Raw genomic sequence first — 17,511 nt, 5'->3', positions numbered from 1 at the left:
GGCGGCTCCCTGGGGCTTCCTGGGGGCTTGGGGGATAGTCACTATCCTGTAGGTACCTACTATATCCACGGTGTTAGCTTCGCCGGGTCGTTGACCAACGGACCGGAACGGAGCCGGAGATGATCGCAGTGACAGGGGCCACCGGGAACGTCGGACGCCCTCTCGTACGGGCACTGGCGGCGGCGGGCGAGCCCGTGACGGCCCTCTCGCGCCGGGCCCCCGCGGGCGACCGGCTGCCCGCCGGCGTACCTCACGTAACCGTCGACCTCGCGTCGCCGGAGGGGCTGCGGCCCGCCCTCGCCGGCGCGAAGGCGCTGTTCCTGCTGGTGGCGGGGGAGCTGCTGGGGCCGCGGGCGCGGCCGCACGACCTGGTGGCGGCCGCCCGGGACAGCGGGGTGCGACGCATCGTCCTGCTCTCCTCTCAGGCGGCGGGGACCCGGCCGGACGCGGTCTCCCACGAGCCGCTGCGGGCCTTCGAGGCCGCGGTCCGCGGCTCCGGCGTGGACTGGACGGTCCTGCGCTCGGGCGGCCTCGCCTCCAACGCCCTGGCGTGGGCGGACTCGGTGCGCACCGCGCGCACGGTGGCCGCGCCCTTCGCGGACGTGGCGCTGCCGGTCGTCGATCCCGCCGACGTCGCCGACGCCGCCGCGGTCGTCCTCCGTGAGGGGTCCCACGCGGGCCGGACCTACGTGCTGACCGGGCCCGAAGCGGTCTCCCCGCGCCGGCAGGCGGAGGTGCTCGGCGGGGAACTCGCAGTCCCGCTGCGCTTCGTCGAACTCAGCCGCGAGCAGGCCCGTGAGGGGATGCTGCGCTTCATGCCGGAGCCCGTGGCGGACGGCACGCTGGACATCCTGGGTGAGCCGCTGCCCGCCGAACAGAGGGTCGGCCCCGACGCCGAGGCGTTGCTCGGGCGTCCGGCGCGGCCCTTCGCCGCCTGGGCCGCCCGCCACGCGGCGGCCTTCCGCTGACGCGGAGGTGCCGCCCCGGCCCTCGTGGGGGCGGGGCGGCACCGTGATCCCGTCGCCCGGGTCAGGGACGGACGACGAGCTGGAAGGACTGCGCGGCGGAGCCGTCGCAGGGGCGCTGGACCAGCTGGGTGCCGCTCGGGTCGCCGGTGGGGGCAGTGAGGCACTTGCCGCTGTGCCGGGCGGTGAAGTGGTAGCGGCCGCCGGACTCGGCGACGGGCTTCCACTGCTGGTTGGCGCCGCCGCCGTACGTCCACAGCTGGAGCGCGGCGTTGTCGGCGGTGGAGACGTCCGTGACGTCCACGGCCTTCGTGGTGTCGTTGCGGGCGGCCAGGCGCGTGTAGCCGCTGTCGGTGGACAGCACGCGGAAGTCCTGCGCGGTGGTGGAGTTGCAGGTGTACTGCTGGATCGCGGTGCCGTTGGCCGTGGCGGCGGCGCGTGCGTCCACGCAGCGGCCGCTGCCGGCGTTGACCAGGGAGTACCAGGAGGTCTCGGAGATCGGGTCGGTGGGGGCGGGGTCGCCCGTGGAGCCGGTGCCCAGCCACTTGAGGCCGTCGAGGAGGAAGGTGTTCTGGGTGGCGCTGGCGAAGGTCGACGACAGGGGGGTGTTGGTGTCGTAGTTCATCGCGTTGTGCCCGAAGTTGGCGTACAGCATGCGGTACTTGGTGTTGGTCCACAGGATCGGGTAGTAGCCGCTGTACCACGACTGGTTCGGGTCGGTGCCCAAGGGGAAGCTGACCGGGTCGACGGACGCCAGGACGTCGATGTCCGGGTTGTTGCGCAGGTCGTTGCTCCAGCTGTACCACTCGCTCACCGACGAGGTGAACGTCGCGGGCAGGTGCGTGGTGGAGGGGTGGGTGCGGTCCTCGACGCGCAGCACGGCGGTGGTGGGGCCCCAGGTATTGGAGCGGAAGTTCCCGCTGCCGAGGAACTGGTTGTAGTACCAGGGCCAGCTCTGTGCGTTGTCGGTCCAGGCCGAGACGTGGAAGCCCATCCAGGCGCCGCCGCCGCGCATGTAGGTCTCGAAGCCGGAGCGCTGAGCGGCGCTCTGCGGGGCGTCGTCGAGGAAGAGGACGACCTGGTACTGGTTCAGCGCGTTCGCGTCGGTCAGCAGGTTCCAGTTGGTCGTCGAGGTGTACGTGAAGCCGTTGGCGGCGCCCGCCTGCGGGAACCACTGGTTGGCTTCCTTGACGAAGTTGATGTGGGCGGCGTCCCAGGTGCCGTTGTAGAACGCCAGCACCTTGAAGGGGGCGGCGGCGGGGGCGGACGTGGCCGGTGCGGCGACGGCGCCCAGGAGGACGGCGAGCAGCAGTAACAGGCGGGCGGCGGCGCGCCTCGCGGCGCTCGTGGCACGGGTCATGGGGGGAGGTCCTTCCCGGTCGGCGGGCGCGTGTGGGGGGCGCCGGTGGGGGAGCGGGGTGGGGGGAGGCGGTGGGGAGGCCTTGTTCAACTCGTGATTTAAGGAGTGAAGGAAGGGTGCAGTCAAGACTTTGGTACAGACCAGTACGGTCCGCCCAGGTGGCGGTCGTTGATCAGCAGGTCCGGGCGGGGGGTCCGGCGGGGCGGTTCCCGAAGGGTGGCCCGGCCGGAGGGGCGCCTTCAAGTGTTGTCCGGCCGGGATGTGGCGGCGCCTGCCGGCCGCACCGCGCCGCACCGTGTCGCATCGGCTGCCAACTGCGCAAATGCCGTGTCCGGACATCGAGTTGAGGCACCACCGCGCATCCGGCGGCATTCGAAATCCGTAGCGCGACCTCTTGACGTGTCCGCTGCGGAAGCCTAACTTCACGCCGTGAAGAAAGGTCGATCCGACCTTTGAGCTGCTGTCGCATGGCCGGGCGCGTGCGCCCGGCCACCCCCCACCTCCGTCATGCCACGTCATGCCGTCGCCCGCTTCGGCATGCCCGCTCACCCCCCCCACGGCGCCGCGCCCCGCGCGGCACAGGAGTCCTCCATGAGAACCCTCGGAGCGCCGTCCCGCGGCGTCCCCGGACGCGGCCGGGTCCGGCGCCGCGTCGCACCGCTCGCGCTCGGCGCGCTGTTCGCCTCGGGCCTGTCGGCCGTCGTGCTGACCGCCCCGCAGGCCCAGGCCGCCTCCCTCCCCACCGGCTGGGTGACCGTCGCCGCCAAGCACAGCGGCAAGTGCGTCGACGCCGCCGCCGCGGGCACCGCCGACGGCACCGCGGTCCAGCAGTACGCGTGCAACGGCACCACCGCGCAGCAGTGGCAGTTCCAGGCGACGAGCGACGGCTACGTCCGGGTCAACAACCGCAACGACGCGGCCAAGTCCTGGGACGTCACCGACGTCTCCACGGCGGACGGCGCACCGGTCCAGCTCTGGTCGTACTCGGGCGGGGCCAACCAGCAGTGGCTGCCGGTCGAGGAGACCGGCGGGACGTACCACTTCGTGAACCGCAACAGCGGCAAGTGCCTGGACGTGCCCGCCGCCTCCACCGCCGACAGCGCGCGCATCCAGCAGTACACCTGCAACGGCACCGCCGCGCAGTCCTTCAGCCTCGGCTCCACCGACACCCCGCAGAACCCGCCGGGCACCCCCGACCTCGGGCCCAACGTCTCGGTCTTCGACCCGTCGATGTCCTCGGCCGCCATCCAGAGCCGGCTCAGCCAGGTCTTCGGCCAGCAGGAGTCCAACCAGTTCGGCTCCCAGCGCTACGCCCTGCTCTTCAAGCCCGGCAGCTACAGCGTCGACGCCAACGTCGGCTTCTACACCCAGGTCGCGGGCCTGGGCCTGTCGCCGGACGACGTGACGATCAACGGCGCGGTCCACGCCGAGGCCGACTGGTTCCAGGGCAACGCCACCCAGAACTTCTGGCGCTCCGCGGAGAACCTCTCCGTCAACCCGACCGGCGGCACCGACCGCTGGGCGGTCTCGCAGGCGGCCCCGTACCGGCGCATGCACGTCCGCGGCAACCTGCAGCTGGACGACGGCGGCTGGTCCAGCGGCGGCCTGATCGCCGACTCCAAGATCGACGGCCAGGTGCGTTCCGGTTCCCAGCAGCAGTGGCTGTCGCGGAACAGCCAGTGGGGCAGCTGGACGGGCTCCAACTGGAACATGGTCTTCGTCGGTGACGTCAACGCCCCCGCGAACACCTTCCCGAGCCCGCCGTACACCACGGTCGCGCAGTCGCCGGTGACGCGTGAGAAGCCGTTCCTGTACGTGGACTCCGCCGGCGCGTACAAGGTCTTCGTCCCGGCGCTGCGCACCAACACCCAGGGCACGACCTGGGCGGGCGGCAGCCCGGCCGGCAGTTCGCTGCCGATCGACCAGTTCTTCGTCGTCAAGCCCGGCGCCACCGCCACCGACATCAACGGCGCGCTCGCCCAGGGCAAGAACCTGCTGTTCACGCCCGGCGTCTACCACCTCAACCAGACGCTCAACATCAACCGTGCCGACACCGTCGTCCTGGGCCTGGGCCTGGCCACCGTCATCCCGGACAACGGCATCACCGCGGTGAACGTCGCCGACGTCGACGGGGTCAAGATCGCCGGACTGCTCATCGACGCGGGCACGACCAACTCGCAGACGCTGATGCAGGTCGGCCCGGCCGGCTCGTCCGCGCGGCACACCGCCGACCCGACCTCGCTGCACGACGTCTTCTTCCGCATCGGCGGCGCGGGCGTCGGCAAGGCCACCCAGAGCCTGGTGGTCAACAGCTCGGACGTCATCGGCGACCACATGTGGCTGTGGCGCGCCGACCACGGCAGCGGGGTGGGCTGGACGAGCAACACCGCCGCCAACGGCCTGATCGTCAACGGCACGAACGTGACGATGTACGGCCTGTTCGTCGAGCACTACCAGCAGCACCAGGTGATCTGGAACGGCAACGGCGGCCGCACGTACTTCTTCCAGAACGAGATGCCGTACGACCCGCCCAACCAGGCCGCCTGGATGAACGGCTCCACCCGCGGCTACGACGCCTACAAGGTCAGCCCCTCGGTGACCAGCCACGAGGCCTGGGGCCTGGGCAGTTACTGCTACTTCAACGTCAACCCGTCCGTCGTCGCCGACCGGGCCTTCGAGGTCCCCGCGGTGTCCGGGGTCCGCTTCCACGACATGGTGACGGTCTCCCTCGGCGGGACGGGCACGATCAGCCACGTCATCAACAACAGCGGAGGCCCGTCCAACTCCGCGAACAACGTGGCCAACCTCGTCTCCGGCCCCTGACCCCGGCCGGACGACGACCGGCGGGGCCGCCGCCGTCCGCACGGCGGGCGGCGGCGACCCCGCCCCCCGGCACGCCCGCGAGCCCTCCCGCTGTCATCGCGGCGCCCAACGAACCGTTGGTGCGGGGGGCTTGACGCAGGGCTGGTCTAGTCCATACCGTCATCGGCCATCAGCTGTTCATGTAGTGAAGCGATGTTCACCTACATGAACAGCTGTTCAGATCCCCCCACCCCGCTGTCCCACCCCCCTCAACGGCTTGCCCCCCACGACGTGCACCCCGGGTGCGCACACGAAGGAGCCGTCACGTGCTGAAATCCGCCGTCAGAGCCCTCGCCGCGGCCCCCGCCGTCCTCGCGATGGCTGCCACCGCCGTCGTCGCCACCGGCGGCTCCGCGAGCGCCGCCGCCAACCCCGGCCCCGGCTTCCCCGCCCACTATGCCGCGCCCTACGTCGAGACCTGGAACTCGCCCTCGGCGATGACGAACGCCCGTAACGCGACGGGCCTGAAGTACTTCACCCTCGCCTTCGTCATCGACGGCGGCGGCTGCAACGCCATGTTCAACGGCGACACGCCCGTCACCGACGCCGGCTGGACCTCCGCGGTCAACTCCCTGCGGGCCGCCGGCGGCGACGTCATCGTCTCCTTCGGCGGTGCCTCCGGCACCGAGGTCGGCCTCTCCTGTACGACCGTGTCCGCGCTCAAGGCCCAGTACAAGAAGGTCGTCGACGCCCTCAACCTCACCCGCGTCGACCTGGACGTCGAGGGCAGCGCGATCGCCAACACCGCGGCGAACGACCGCCGCAACAAGGCGCTCGCCCAGCTCCAGCAGGAGTACGCGGCCGCCGGGCGCAAGCTCGACGTCCAGTACACCCTGCCGTCCATGCCGAACGGCCTGGACGACAACGGGACGAAGCTGCTCTCCAACGCCAAGAGCAACGGGCTGAACGTCAACCTCGTCAACATCATGACGATGGACTACTACGACGGGACCCGCGACATGGGCAAGGCGGCCACCGACGCCGCCACCGCCCTGCGCGGCCAGCTCGGCGCCATCTGGCCGGAGAAGTCCGACGCCCAGCTGTGGGCGATGGAGGGCAACACCCCGATGATCGGGGTCAACGACGACACCAGCGAGATCTTCACCACCGGCAACGCCGCCACGCTCGCCAACTTCGCCCAGTCCAAGGGCATCCAGGAGCTCGCCTTCTGGGCGCTCGGCCGCGACAAGGCCTGCGCCACCAACGGGCAGCTCTCCGACAGCTGCAGCGGGACCCCGCAGAGCGCCTGGCAGTTCTCCTCCGTCTTCAACACCGTGACCGGCGGCGGCACGACCCCGCCGCCCACCGGATCCACCGGCCAGATCACCGGCCTCGGCGGCAAGTGCGTCGACATCGCCGCCGCGAGCAGCGCCAACGGCACCGCCGTCCAGATGTACGACTGCAACGGCACCACCGCGCAGCAGTGGACGGTGGGCAGTGACGGCACGCTGCGCGCCCTCGGCAAGTGCATGGACCTCACCGCCGCCGGCACCGCCAACGGCACCAAGGTCCAGCTGTACGACTGCAACGGCACCGGCGCCCAGGTCTGGCAGCGCGGCAGCGGGGACACCCTGGTCAACCCCGCCTCCGGCAAGTGCCTGGACGTCACCGACAAGTCCACCGCCAACGGCGCCCGGCTGCAGATCTGGACCTGCGCGGGCGGCACCAACCAGCAGTTCCACCTCCCGGCCTGACGGCCCCACCGCCGCCGCCCGGCGCACCGCGCGACCGCGGTGCGCCGGGCGGCCGCATGCCAGGATCGGTGCGTGACCGACGACCAGGCACCCGTGACCGCCGACGCCCTCCGCGAGCGCATGCGCTCCGCGCCCGTCCTCGGCGGACCCCTCCCGTCCTTCGACCCCGCGACCGCCGGACCCGAACCCGGGCCGCTGTTCGCCCGCTGGCTGGCGTACGCCCTCGACGACGGCGTCCCGGAACCGCACGTCATGACCCTCAGCACGGCGGACGCCGCCGGCCGGCCCTCGGCACGGGTGCTCATGCTGCGCGGCGTCGACCTCGACCGTCCCGCTTTCGACTTCGCCTCGGACGCGGCCAGCCGCAAGGGCCGCGACCTGGCGGACCGCCCCCACGCCGCGCTCACCTGGTACTGGCCGCGGCACGGCCGGCAGATCCGGGTGACCGGGCCGGTCGAGACCCTGGACCGCGCCACCGCCCGCCGCGACTTCCTCGGCCGCCGCGAGGCCTCCCGGATCGCCGGCTTCACGGGCGTGATGAGCGCCCCGATGCAGGGGCGCGCCGCCTACGAGGAGGCCCGGCGCCGGGCCACCGGGCACGTGGCCGCCCACCCCGACGACGTGCCCGAGGGCCACACCGTCTACCGGCTCGTCGCCGACGAGGCCGAGTTCTGGCAGGCCGCCCCCGCCCAGGGCCACGTCCGCCTCCGCTACACCCGCGACCCCGCCGCCCCCGGCGGCTGGACACGAGGACTGCTCTGGCCCTGAGGCCTCACGGCAGGTGCCGCACCCCCGGCGGGCCGGAAGCGGTGCGGACGCGGGCGGCGTCCCGGCCCGGCGGGGCGCCGAACAGTCGGCGGTACTCGCGGTTGAACTGGGTGGGGCTGGCGTAGCCGACGACATGGCCGACGCCCGCGACGTCCTCGGGCCGGGCCACGAGGAGCGAGCGGGCCTCCTGGAGGCGGATGCGTTTCTGGAACTGCAGGGGGCTCATGGTCGTCACGGCGCGGAAGTGCCGGTGGAAGGCGGAGGGGCTCATGCCGGCGAGACGGGCGAGGTCCTCGATCCGCAGGGGCTCGGCGTAGTGGTCACGGATCCAGTGGATGGACCGGCTGACCTGGGACAGGCCGCTGTCGGCCAGGCCGATCTGACGGACCATGGCGCCGTGGGGGCCGGTGAGCAGCCGCCAGAGGATCTCCCGTTCGATCATCGGGGCGAGCACGGGGGCGTCCGCGGGGTGGTCGAGCAGCCGCAGCAGCCGCACGACGGCGTCGAGGAGGTCGGGTCCGGCCTCACCGGTCGCGATCGCGGGCGGGGCGGACGCGGCTCGGGCCCGGCGCCCGGGCGGTGCCTCCAGCAGCAGCGGGGCGATGGCGGCCGCGCGCAGGACCAGCCCCATGCCCAGCGCGGGGTGCCGCGGGCTCATGTCCACGTAGTGGCCGGTGACCGGCAGGACCGCGGTGACCACGAGGTACTGCCCCGCCCGGTAGTCGTGCACCTCGTCGCCGAGCAGCAGGCGCTTGCCGCCCCGGGCCATGACGACCAGCAGCGGTTCGGTCAGCGAGTAGTCGGGCGGGGCGGTCGCCACCCGCGAGAGCAGCAGCCCGTCGATGGGCGTCCGCAGGTCGGGCCGGGCGTGGGTCGAGATGAGGCCGCGGACCTCGTCCAGGAGGTCGGAAGGGGTGCGCACACCTCACCGAACCATCCCCTCCAGAGGCCCGGCAAGCCCGATCGGGGCGAAGTCGGCAGGATCGGGCAAGAGCCCGCGAGGATCGGTCTACCCCGCCGGAGCCGTCTCCCGTTGCATGGAGTGGACAGATTCCGACGCACAAGGGAGCACGTCCATGCCGCTCGACCACTATGTCACCCTCGGCCGATCGGGGCTGCGGGTCAGCCCGTTCGCGCTCGGCGCGATGACCTTCGGCGAGGACCCCGGCGGCGCCGGGTGCAGCGTCGAGGAGTCGGAGAAGATCCTGGCGACCTACCTGGACCGCGGCGGGAACTTCATCGACACCGCGAACTTCTACACCAACGGCCACTCGGAGCGGATCCTCGGCGACTGGTTCGCCGCCCACCCCGGGCGGCGCGAGCACGTGGTGCTGGCGTCGAAGTTCTTCACCAACCTCTTCCCCGGCGACCCCAACGGCGGCGGCGCGGGCCGCGGTTCGATCGTCGCCCAGCTCGACGAGACCCTGCGCCGCCTGCGTACCGACCACCTGGACCTGTACTGGCTGCACAACTGGGACCGGCACACCCCGATCGAGGAGACGATGCGCACCCTCGACGACCTGGTGCGCGCGGGCAAGATCCGCTACATCGGCTTCTCCAACACCCCCGCCTGGCTGACCGCGCAGGCCCAGACCACCGCGCTGCTGAAGGGCTGGACCCCGCTGATCGCGCTGCAGGTCGAGTACTCGCTGCTGGCCCGCACCGTGGAGGGCGAACTCGCCCCGCTCGCCCTCGACCAGGGCATGGCGCTCGTGCCGTGGAGCCCGCTGAAGAACGGCTTCCTGTCCGGCAAGTACCGGCGCGGCGGCGCGGTCGCCGACTCCGCCCGCACCTCGTTCGTGGGCGGTCCCGGGGAGGACGAGTACCCCGTGATCGAGGAGGTCGCCGCCGTCGCCGACGAGCTGGGGACCACCTCGGCGGCGGTGTCCCTGGCGTGGCTGCGCGCCCGCGAGGGCACCGTCGTGCCGATCGTCGGCGCGCGGCGACTGGAGCACCTCGAGGACAACCTCGCGGGCCTCGAGACGGTCCTCGCCCCGGAGCACCTGCGGCGGCTGGACGAGGTGTCGGCCCCGGTGCTGGGCTATCCGGCGCCCCTGCACGGCGAGTTGCAGGCGATGCTGCAGTTCGCGGGCACCACGGTCGACGGCCGGGCGTCCTCGGTGTACCCGCCGCTGCTGCAGAGCGACGTCCGCTACTGAACCGCCCGCGGCGCCCGGCCCGGGGCCGGTCCTGGGGACGGCGTCATCCCTGAGGAGGACGCGGCGCACGGGGGTGCCCGTCCAGCGCAGGACGGCGGAATGGGACCGTGCGGCGATGCCGCCCGGGCGTGCCGTCTGATGGGGTGGACCGCGTGCACTGGAACGATTCGCGGCTCGGCGCCGAGCTGCGCACCGTGACCGCCGCCGCCCGGCGGCGCGCCACGAGGGACGGGGACCGGCAGGTCGACACCGCGCACCTCCTGCACTCCCTCCTCGAGGCCGACCCGCGGGCGCGGGAAGCCGTGGACGGTGCGGCGGGCGCGGCCGGTACGACGGGTGCCGCCGCCGGTGGCGGGCGGGTGGCGCGCGTCCTCGGCTACCTCGCGCAGCGCAGCATCGGCTACGGCATCGCCTGGCGGGACGCGGTCGAGGACCCGGGCGCCGGAAGCGTGCTCACCGCCGTGGACGCACCCGGCTGGAGCCCGGCCGCCGCCGCGGCCCTGCGCGCGGCCGCCGTCCGCGCCGGGGAGCGGGACGCGCCGCGGGCCGACGGCACCGACCTGCTCGCCGCGCTCGTCGCCGACCGGGGGAGCCGGGCGGCGCAGGTGCTGAGGTCGGCGGGGGTCGAACCGGAGGTCCTGGCCGGGCGCCCGCACCCGCCACGTACCGAGGGCGACAGTCGCCACAGGGATGACGGTCCTGTCGCGAGCTGACATCATGGCCCGATGCATGTGTCTCAGGGGAGGAACGCCGGGCTCTGGCTCGCGCTGGTGTCCGCGTTCGCGTTCGGCGGTTCGGGGGTGGCGGCCAAGCCGCTGATCGAGGCGGGGCTCGACCCGCTGCACGTGGTGTGGTTGCGCGTCACCGGCGCCACACTCGTCATGCTCCCCGTGGTGCTGCGGCACCGGGCGCTCCTGCTGCGCCGCCCCGGTCTGCTGCTCGGCTTCGGCCTGCTCGGCGTCGCCGGCGTCCAGACGCTCTACTTCGCGGCGATCTCCCGCATCCCGGTCGGCGTCGCGATCCTCGTGGAGTTCCTCGGTCCCGCGCTGCTGCTCGGCTGGGTGCGCTTCGTCCAGCGCAAGGCGGTCAGCAAGGCCGCGGCGATCGGTGTCGTGCTCGCCGTCGGCGGCATGGCCGCGGTGGTCGAGGTGTGGTCCGGGCTCGCCTTCGACCCGCTGGGCCTGGCGCTCGCCTTCGGCGCCGCCTGCTGCCAGGTCAGCTACTTCGTCCTGGCCGACCACGGCAGCGAAGGCGACGACGCGCCGGACCCGGTCGCCGTCATCGCCTACGGCCTGGCCATCGGCGCCGTCGTGCTCACAGCGGTCTCCCGCCCCTGGTCGATGGACTGGTCGGTGCTCACCCGGCAGGCGGCGCTCGGCGAGACCGACGTGCCCGCGGTCCTGCTCGTCGGCTGGGTCGTGCTGGTGGCCACCGTGCTGGCCTACCTGACCGGCGTGGTCGCCGTACGACGGCTGTCGCCGCAGGTGGCCGGAGTCGTGGCCTGCCTGGAGGCGGTGGTCGGCACCGTCTTCGCGTGGGTGCTGCTGGGCGAGCACCTCGCCCTGCCGCAGGTCATCGGCGGAACGCTCGTACTGGCGGGCGCCTTCGTCGCCCAGACCGCCAAGAAGCAGGGCACGACCACGGTCGTCGCCTCCGGCACCCCGGCCGACACGGAGGCCGCCGCGTCCGCGACGCAACCCGCGTAACGCTCCCGCCGGCTGCGGCGCCGCCCTGCGGGGGTCTCGGGTAGGTGGTCGTCGCGGCGACGCGCCGCTGCTGAGGACCAGCACGACCGTCCGGGACACCTGCGCGGCCTGTGTCGCCCCCGTCCGGGTCGCTAGGCGCGCCGGCCCCTTGGCCCGGCCACGTCCCGTGGGGTCCGGGGGTGTTCCAGCCGCCGGGCCGCCGGGGCCGTCACCAGTGTGGCGCTGGTCCGCGTGCCGCGGACAGCGTTGGCGCGGCGTGGTCCGCCGGAGTCACCGGTAGGTGGTTGTCGCTCGTCGTCGCGGCCACGCGCCGCGGGCGGCCGGGGCGTTCTGCCCGCGGGGGTCCGGCACCGGCGGTCGCGTTGGTCCGCGTGCCGCACGCTGGTGTCGGGGGCGCGGCCCCGCTGGCGCGGCGGCCGGGTCCGCCCCCGGCACAGCGTGATCGTCCCCGACCGGATCGTCAGGCGCGCTGCCCCACCGGGCCGGCACGCCAGGTCGGTCCGCCCGGTCCGGTAGCGGCGGTCGCGCTCGTCGGTTCGTCCCAGGCTGTGGCCCGCGGGCCGTGGAGAGCGTCCGACCCGCCAGGCCGGGAGGCCGCGGCGGTCGTGGTGCCCGCGGTGCCGTGCGCCGACGGCGCTCCTCCGTCCATGCTTCCGCAATCACCCCTACAACCATTCCTCCCCACGGCGTGTCAAAGACCGTGCCGGAGAAGGAAACGGGCTCTTTCCGGACACCCCCGCACCGCCCGGTCGTTCTTGAGCGAAGGAGCCGTTCATGCGCAAGAACCGCTCGGCTGCGGTCACCGCGGCGTCGTTTCTCCTCATCACGGGCGCGGCCATCGCCACCGCGCCCGCCTCCGTCGCCGGGACCCCCGGCGGCACCCATGCAAGTGACCGCAACCGGGACTTCAACGGCGACGGGTACGAGGACGTGCTGACCGGCGCGCCCGGCGCCACCGTGGGCGGGCGTTCCGGCGCCGGTGCCGTCACCGTGCAGTACGGCGGGCCCAAGGGGGTCACCACCAGCGCCAAGGTCTTCAGCCAGAACACCTCCGGCGTGCCCGGCGCCGCCGAGACCGGCGACGCCTTCGGCCAGGCCGTGGCCAGCGGGGACCTCGACGGGGACGGGTACGACGACGCCGTCGTCGGCATCCCCGGCGAGGACCTGGGCGGCGTCGGCGCCGACGCGGGCGGCGTCGTGGTCCTGTGGGGCTCGGCGAAGGGGCTGTCCGGCGCCGCGAGCGACTGGCTGCAGTCCGTCAGCGCCATGAAGGGTGACCGGTTCGGCAGCGCCCTGGCCGCCGGGCACTTCACCACCTACGTCCCGGGTGACCTGCTCGCCGTGATCGACAAGGTGGGGCTGTCGATCTTCCAGTACGAGTCCGTGCCGCAGGCCGCCGCCCGCAAGGGCGGGGACGCGGGGACCTTCACGCCCTTCAAGGACCGGCGGCGCACGCCGCTTGCCCGGCAGGCGGAAGGGCCCGGCATCGCACCCACCTCGCTGACGACCGGCGACTACGACGACAACGGCCTGGCCGACCTCGTGGTCTCCGGCCTCAGCCTGGGCGACGAGCCGGGCTACGGCTGGTCGTACGTCCTCCTCAGCGACGACATCGATCCGCTGCCCGTCACCGCCCTGCGCGGCGGCCCCGTCGTCGCCTCCGGCGACGTCAACGGCGACGGCTTCGACGACCTGGTGACCGGGGAGCCGCACAGCCCCGACGACGGCGGCGCGTCGATGACCGGCGGCATGGTCGGCGTCTACTACGGCAGCCCGGACGGGCCGGTCGGGCAGGAGGGTCCGGGGAGCCCGCCCGTGTGGTGGACCCAGGACGACGCCGGCGTGCCGGGTGTCTCGGAGCGCGGTGACGGCTTCGGCTCGGACCTCTCCGTCGGGGACGTCAACCGCGACGGGTACGCGGACGTCGCGATCGGCGCCTCAGGCGAGGACATCGGCAGCGTCGCCGACGCCGGAGCCGTGTGGGTGCTGCGCGGTTCGGCCGGGGGCCTGACCACCGCCGGTGTCCTGGACGTCAGCCAGAACACGGCGGGCGTCCCGGGCGCCGCCGAGAAGGCCGACAAGTTCGGTGCCCAGGTCTCCCTCACCGACCCCAACCGCGACGGCTACTTCGGTCTGCTCGTCGCGGCCCCGGGCGAGAACACCAACGACGGTGTGGTGTGGGTGTTCTCGGCGGGCGCCGGCGGCCTGAAGCTGCCGGGGAGCTGGACGTACGGCGGCGGCTCGCTCGGCGCCCCGTCCCAGAACGCCCGGTTCGGCGCGGCGATCGACGACTAGCCGCGCTGCCCGAGGCGGCGCAACTGCTGGGTCCGGGCGGCGTCGTCGCCCGGACCGTTGCGCTCGGCCAGCAGCCCGCTGACCCGCCACTGGGTCTCGCGCGGGCGGTTCCCGCCGAACTTGAACTTGGCGCGCACGTCGGTGACCTCCAGCCGCAGCCCGCGGATCCCGGGCAGCATCCGGCCGAACGGCGCCTGGCCGGGGACGACGGGGGCGTGGTCGCCGCGCGGCTGGAAGTGGGCGAGCTGCCGGTGGAGCAGGTCCGCCTTCTCCTGCGGGTCGTCCACGAGGTGGGCCACGCACAGCAGTTGCACGGCAGCGTAGTAGCTGGTGGGCGTCCCGTGCTCGGGCGGGGTGCCCTCGGGGGCGTGCCAGGGGCCGGGGATGAAGGTGTAGTCGTCGACGACGCTGAGCGTCACCTGGGGGTGGGCCTCGATCGCGGCCCACAGCGGGTTCGGCCGGGCGAGGTGGGTGACCGCCTCGCGCCGTACGGCGTCGTAGGCGAAGTGCAGCGGCTGGACGAACGGGGGCGCGCCGTCGAGTCCGTTGACCGCGAGCTGGCCGAAGTCGCGCGCGGCCAGCCAGTCCTGCCACTCGGCCTCGTCGAGGGCGGCGTCCCAGGGGTGGACGAGCATGCGCGGGGCTCCTTTCAGCGCGCGGTGAGGTAGCCGGGGACGGTGATCGACGGGTCGAGGTCGTCGGCGGGTTCGGGCGTCCCGTAGGAGCGGGTCACCGGCAGCACGCCCGTCCAGTGGGGGAGCGCCAGGTCCTCGGGGTCGTCGCCGGGGCCGCCGGTGCGCACCTTGGCCGAGACCTCGTGCAGGTCGAGGGCGATGACGGCGGTGGCGGCCAGTTCCCTGGCGTTGGCGGGGCGGGAGTCGGCGGCGCGGCCGGGCACGATGTGGTCGACGAGGGCGTCCAGGGCCGCGGAGCGCTCGGCGGGGTCGGTGACCTGGCGGGCCACGCCGTGCACCACCACGGAGCGGTAGTTGATCGAGTGGTGGAAGGCGGACCGGGCCAGCACGAGCCCGTCCAGGTGCGTCACGGTCAGGCAGACCGGGAGCCCGGTGTCCTCGCCGGCGCCGCGCAGCGGACGGGAGCCGGTGGAGCCGTGCACGTAGAGTCGCTCGCCGACGCGCGCGTAGAGGGTCGGCAGCACGACCGGTGCCCCGTCGCGGACGAAGCCGAGGTGGCAGAGGTAGTCCGCGTCGAGGATCGCGTGCACCAGGTCGCGGTCGTACGAGGCGCGCTCGCGGCTGCGGGTCGGGACCGTGAGGTCGGTGGGAGCGTACGCATCGGCAGCGGAGGGCGTGGCGGACATGGCGCGATCCTTTGCACTAGTGCATAATGCTTTTTGTGCTAGGAGAGTACACGTTCACCGGTCGGGGCGCAGCGGACATCGCGGCGAGCGTCGAACGGGCCATCGGGGAGGGCGCGCTCGCGCCCGGCGCCGCGCTGCCGCCGCTGCGGGAGCTCGCCGCCGGACTCGGCGTCAACCCCAACACCGTCGCGGCCGCCTACCGCCTGCTGCGCGACCGCGGCGTCATCGAGACGGCGGGCCGGCGCGGCAGCCGGGTGCGCCGGCGTCCGGCGACCACCGCGCGGGACGAGATCCGCCTGGAGGTGCCGCCCGGGGTGCGGGACCTGTCCACGGGCAACCCGGACTCCGCCCTGCTGCCCCCGCTCGGGGAGGCGCTGGCCGAGGCGGCCGCCCGCAACGCGCGGCAGCCCACGCTGTACGGGCGGTCCCCGGTCGAGGAGGAGCTCGCCGCGCTCGCGCGTGCCGCCTTCGACGCCGACGGGGTGCCGGCCGGCCCGGTCGGCCTCACCTCCGGTTCGCTCGACGCCATGGAGCGCGCGCTCACCGCCCACCTGCGGCCGGGGGACGCGGTGGCGGTGGAGGACCCCGGCTGGGGCAGCGTCTTCGACCTCGTCCCCGCCCTGGGGCTGCGCGCGGTCCCGGTCGGCGTGGACGACGACGGCCCGCTGCCGCACGACGTGGACGCCGCCCTGCGGCAGGGCGCGCGGGCGCTGATCGTCACCGACCGCGGCCAGAACCCGACCGGGGCCACGCTCTCCGCGGCGCGCGCCGGCGAACTGCGCGCCGTCCTGAGCGGCCACCCGCAGGTGCTCGTCATCGACGACGACCATGTGAACGGCCTGACCGAGCTGCCGCTGCACCCGCTCGCCGGGAGCACCCCGCACTGGATGCTGGTCCGCTCGACCGCCAAGGCCTACGGCCCCGACCTGCGCCTGGCCGTCCTCACCGGCGACCCGGTCACGCTCGACCGGGTCCGCGGCCGCTACCGGCTCGGGCCCGGCTGGGTCAGCCATCTGCTGCAGCACACCGTCGCCCACCTCTGGCGCACCGGAGCGGTCGACGTCCCGGCCGTCTCCGCCGCGTACGCCGCGCGCCGCGACGCGCTGGTGCGGGCGCTGGCCGACCGCGGCGTCCCCGCGCACGGCCGCAGCGGCATGAACGTCTGGGTCCCGGTGCCCGACGAGACCGGGGCGGTCGCCCGGCTCCTGCAGGCGGGCTGGGCGGTCGCGCCCGGCGCGCGCTTCCGCCTGGACTCCCCGCCGGGCATCCGCATCACCGTCTCCCCGGTCGCGGCGGACGAGGTCCCGGCCCTGGCCGACGCCGTCGCCGCCGCCGTCCGGCCGCACCGCGCCGGGCGCTTCGGCTGACGGGGGCGCGGGCCGGAGGGGGTCAGGCCGCCGGACGGCGCTGGGTCAGCGCCGCGCCGACGAGCACGACGAGGGCGCCGACCGGCTCGTTCCACGTCAGGTGCTCGTCCAGCAGGGCGACACCGGCCGCGGTCGCGATGACCGGGATCAGGTAGGTGACCATCGTGGCGATGGTCGGGCCCTTCTCCGCGACGATCCCGTACTGCAGGAGGAAGGCGATCCCGGTGCCCAGCGCGCCCAGCGCCACGACCGACAGTGTCGGCCAGAGCGGGAACGAGCCCGGCGTGGAGGTGAACAGCGGGGTCAGCACGGCCAGTTGGACGGTGCCGAGCAGCAGCTGTGCGGAGGACATCGACAGCGCCGAGTTGCCGCTGCCGCTCAGGGTGCGGCGCACGTAGATCCACCCCACCGCGTAGCTCGCGGAGGCGCCCAGCGCCATCGCGGTGCCCGCCGGATCCGTCCCGGAGAAGCCCTGCCAGGCGCCGAGGACGGTCAGCACGCCGACGAAGCCGATGCCGACCCCCGCGACCCGCTGCCGGGTCGGCTTGTCGTCCGAGAGCGCCACCACCGACAGCACCATGCTCCACAGCGGGGTCGTGGCGTTGCAGATCCCCGCGAGCGTGGAGGGGATGGTGAGCTCCGCGTACGCGAAGAGTGTGAACGGCAGCGTGTTCAGCAGCAGCGCGGCGACCGCCATGTGCCCCCAGGTGCGGGCGCCGCGCGGCATCCGTTCCCGCTTCACGGCGAAGGCGGCGGCCAGCACGGCGGTGCCGAAGACCATGCGGCCGAGCGCGACCTGCAGCGGGGCGTACGCCTCGGTGCCCACCTTGATGAACAGGAAGCTGAAGCCCCAGATGAGCGCGAGCACGGCCCAGCTGACGCGCCAGTCCACGACGGGGCGGCGGCGCGCGGTGACCGATGGGGCGGCGGGGGCGGGTGAGGTGCCGGCGGGGGAGGGGGCGGCCACGGCGGCAGGGTGGCGGGTGCTGGGTGCGCTCATGGCCATCACCATGA

General features: G+C 73.8%; 14 protein-coding genes. 9 read left to right on the top strand and 5 right to left on the bottom strand.

Going from position 1 to position 17,511, the window contains the following annotated elements:
* The first annotated feature begins 119 nt into the window (after positions 1-119).
* Positions 120-968 carry an SDR family oxidoreductase gene (locus PV410_RS16260; RefSeq protein ID WP_500325153.1) on the top strand — a complete coding sequence of 283 codons (849 nt, stop codon included), beginning with the start codon at positions 120-122 and terminating at the stop codon, positions 966-968.
* A 61-nt stretch (positions 969-1,029) separates the two neighbouring features.
* Here the strand turns inward: PV410_RS16260 and PV410_RS16255 are convergent, their stop codons facing one another.
* A complete protein-coding gene (locus tag PV410_RS16255) occupies positions 1,030-2,325 on the bottom strand; it encodes a ThuA domain-containing protein (protein WP_500325151.1) in 1,296 nt (431 codons plus the stop codon).
* A gap of 591 nt (positions 2,326-2,916) precedes the next feature.
* Here PV410_RS16255 and PV410_RS16250 point away from each other — a divergent pair.
* The 3 genes from PV410_RS16250 to PV410_RS16240 all read left to right on the top strand — a co-directional run bounded on the left by PV410_RS16250 (position 2,917) and on the right by PV410_RS16240 (position 7,649).
* Complete coding sequence (locus PV410_RS16250) at positions 2,917-5,148, top strand: pectate lyase-like domain-containing protein (protein ID WP_500325149.1); 2,232 nt, start codon at positions 2,917-2,919, stop codon at positions 5,146-5,148.
* 305 nt (positions 5,149-5,453) lie between these two features.
* Complete coding sequence (locus tag PV410_RS16245; RefSeq protein WP_500325147.1) at positions 5,454-6,881, top strand: RICIN domain-containing protein; 1,428 nt, start codon at positions 5,454-5,456, stop codon at positions 6,879-6,881.
* A 72-nt stretch (positions 6,882-6,953) separates the two neighbouring features.
* Positions 6,954-7,649, top strand: a complete 696-nt coding sequence (locus PV410_RS16240) for a pyridoxine/pyridoxamine 5'-phosphate oxidase (protein ID WP_500325145.1) — start codon at positions 6,954-6,956, stop codon at positions 7,647-7,649.
* A gap of 4 nt (positions 7,650-7,653) precedes the next feature.
* Here PV410_RS16240 and PV410_RS16235 read toward each other — a convergent pair whose 3' ends face one another.
* On the bottom strand, positions 7,654-8,571 hold the full coding sequence (locus PV410_RS16235; protein WP_500325143.1) for an AraC family transcriptional regulator: 918 nt from the start codon (positions 8,569-8,571) through the stop codon (positions 7,654-7,656).
* A 154-nt stretch (positions 8,572-8,725) separates the two neighbouring features.
* Between PV410_RS16235 and PV410_RS16230 the strand changes: the two genes are divergently transcribed.
* The 4 genes from PV410_RS16230 (at position 8,726) to PV410_RS16215 (ending at position 13,809) form a co-directional block, all read left to right on the top strand.
* Entirely contained in the window at positions 8,726-9,808 is a 1,083-nt protein-coding gene (locus tag PV410_RS16230; RefSeq protein ID WP_500325141.1) for an aldo/keto reductase, read from the top strand.
* A 152-nt stretch (positions 9,809-9,960) separates the two neighbouring features.
* Positions 9,961-10,521, top strand: coding sequence for a peptidase (locus tag PV410_RS16225; protein ID WP_500325139.1), 561 nt, complete (start codon positions 9,961-9,963; stop codon positions 10,519-10,521).
* Positions 10,522-10,533: 12 nt separating this feature from the next.
* Positions 10,534-11,514 (top strand): EamA family transporter, encoded by a 981-nt coding sequence (locus PV410_RS16220; protein ID WP_500325137.1) that lies wholly within the window; start codon positions 10,534-10,536, stop codon positions 11,512-11,514.
* A 774-nt stretch (positions 11,515-12,288) separates the two neighbouring features.
* Positions 12,289-13,809: an FG-GAP repeat protein gene (locus PV410_RS16215; RefSeq protein ID WP_500325135.1), complete on the top strand. Its 1,521-nt coding sequence runs from the start codon at positions 12,289-12,291 to the stop codon at positions 13,807-13,809.
* Here PV410_RS16215 and PV410_RS16210 read toward each other — a convergent pair.
* Both PV410_RS16210 and PV410_RS16205 read right to left on the bottom strand, forming a co-directional pair.
* Positions 13,806-14,444, bottom strand: coding sequence for an FMN-binding negative transcriptional regulator (locus tag PV410_RS16210; protein WP_500325133.1), 639 nt, complete (start codon positions 14,442-14,444; stop codon positions 13,806-13,808). The two genes, PV410_RS16215 and PV410_RS16210, sit on opposite strands and share 4 nt — an antisense overlap.
* 14 nt (positions 14,445-14,458) lie before the next feature.
* Entirely contained in the window at positions 14,459-15,130 is a 672-nt protein-coding gene (locus PV410_RS16205) for a pyridoxamine 5'-phosphate oxidase family protein (RefSeq protein ID WP_500325131.1), read from the bottom strand.
* Between the two features lie 35 nt (positions 15,131-15,165).
* Between PV410_RS16205 and PV410_RS16200 the strand changes: the two genes are divergently transcribed.
* Positions 15,166-16,497 (top strand): aminotransferase class I/II-fold pyridoxal phosphate-dependent enzyme, encoded by a 1,332-nt coding sequence (locus PV410_RS16200; RefSeq protein ID WP_500325130.1) that lies wholly within the window; start codon positions 15,166-15,168, stop codon positions 16,495-16,497.
* 22 nt (positions 16,498-16,519) lie between these two features.
* Here PV410_RS16200 and PV410_RS16195 read toward each other — a convergent pair whose 3' ends face one another.
* Complete coding sequence (locus tag PV410_RS16195; protein ID WP_500325254.1) at positions 16,520-17,503, bottom strand: DMT family transporter; 984 nt, start codon at positions 17,501-17,503, stop codon at positions 16,520-16,522.
* Positions 17,504-17,511 lie beyond the last annotated feature (8 nt).

Origin of the sequence: Streptomyces sp. PA03-5A (genome assembly GCF_033792725.1) — a bacterium.
Lineage (GTDB): Bacteria > Actinomycetota > Actinomycetes > Streptomycetales > Streptomycetaceae > Actinacidiphila.
The sequence above is the reverse complement of the archived record's forward strand: the minus strand, read 5'-3'. Positions and strand labels throughout refer to the sequence as shown.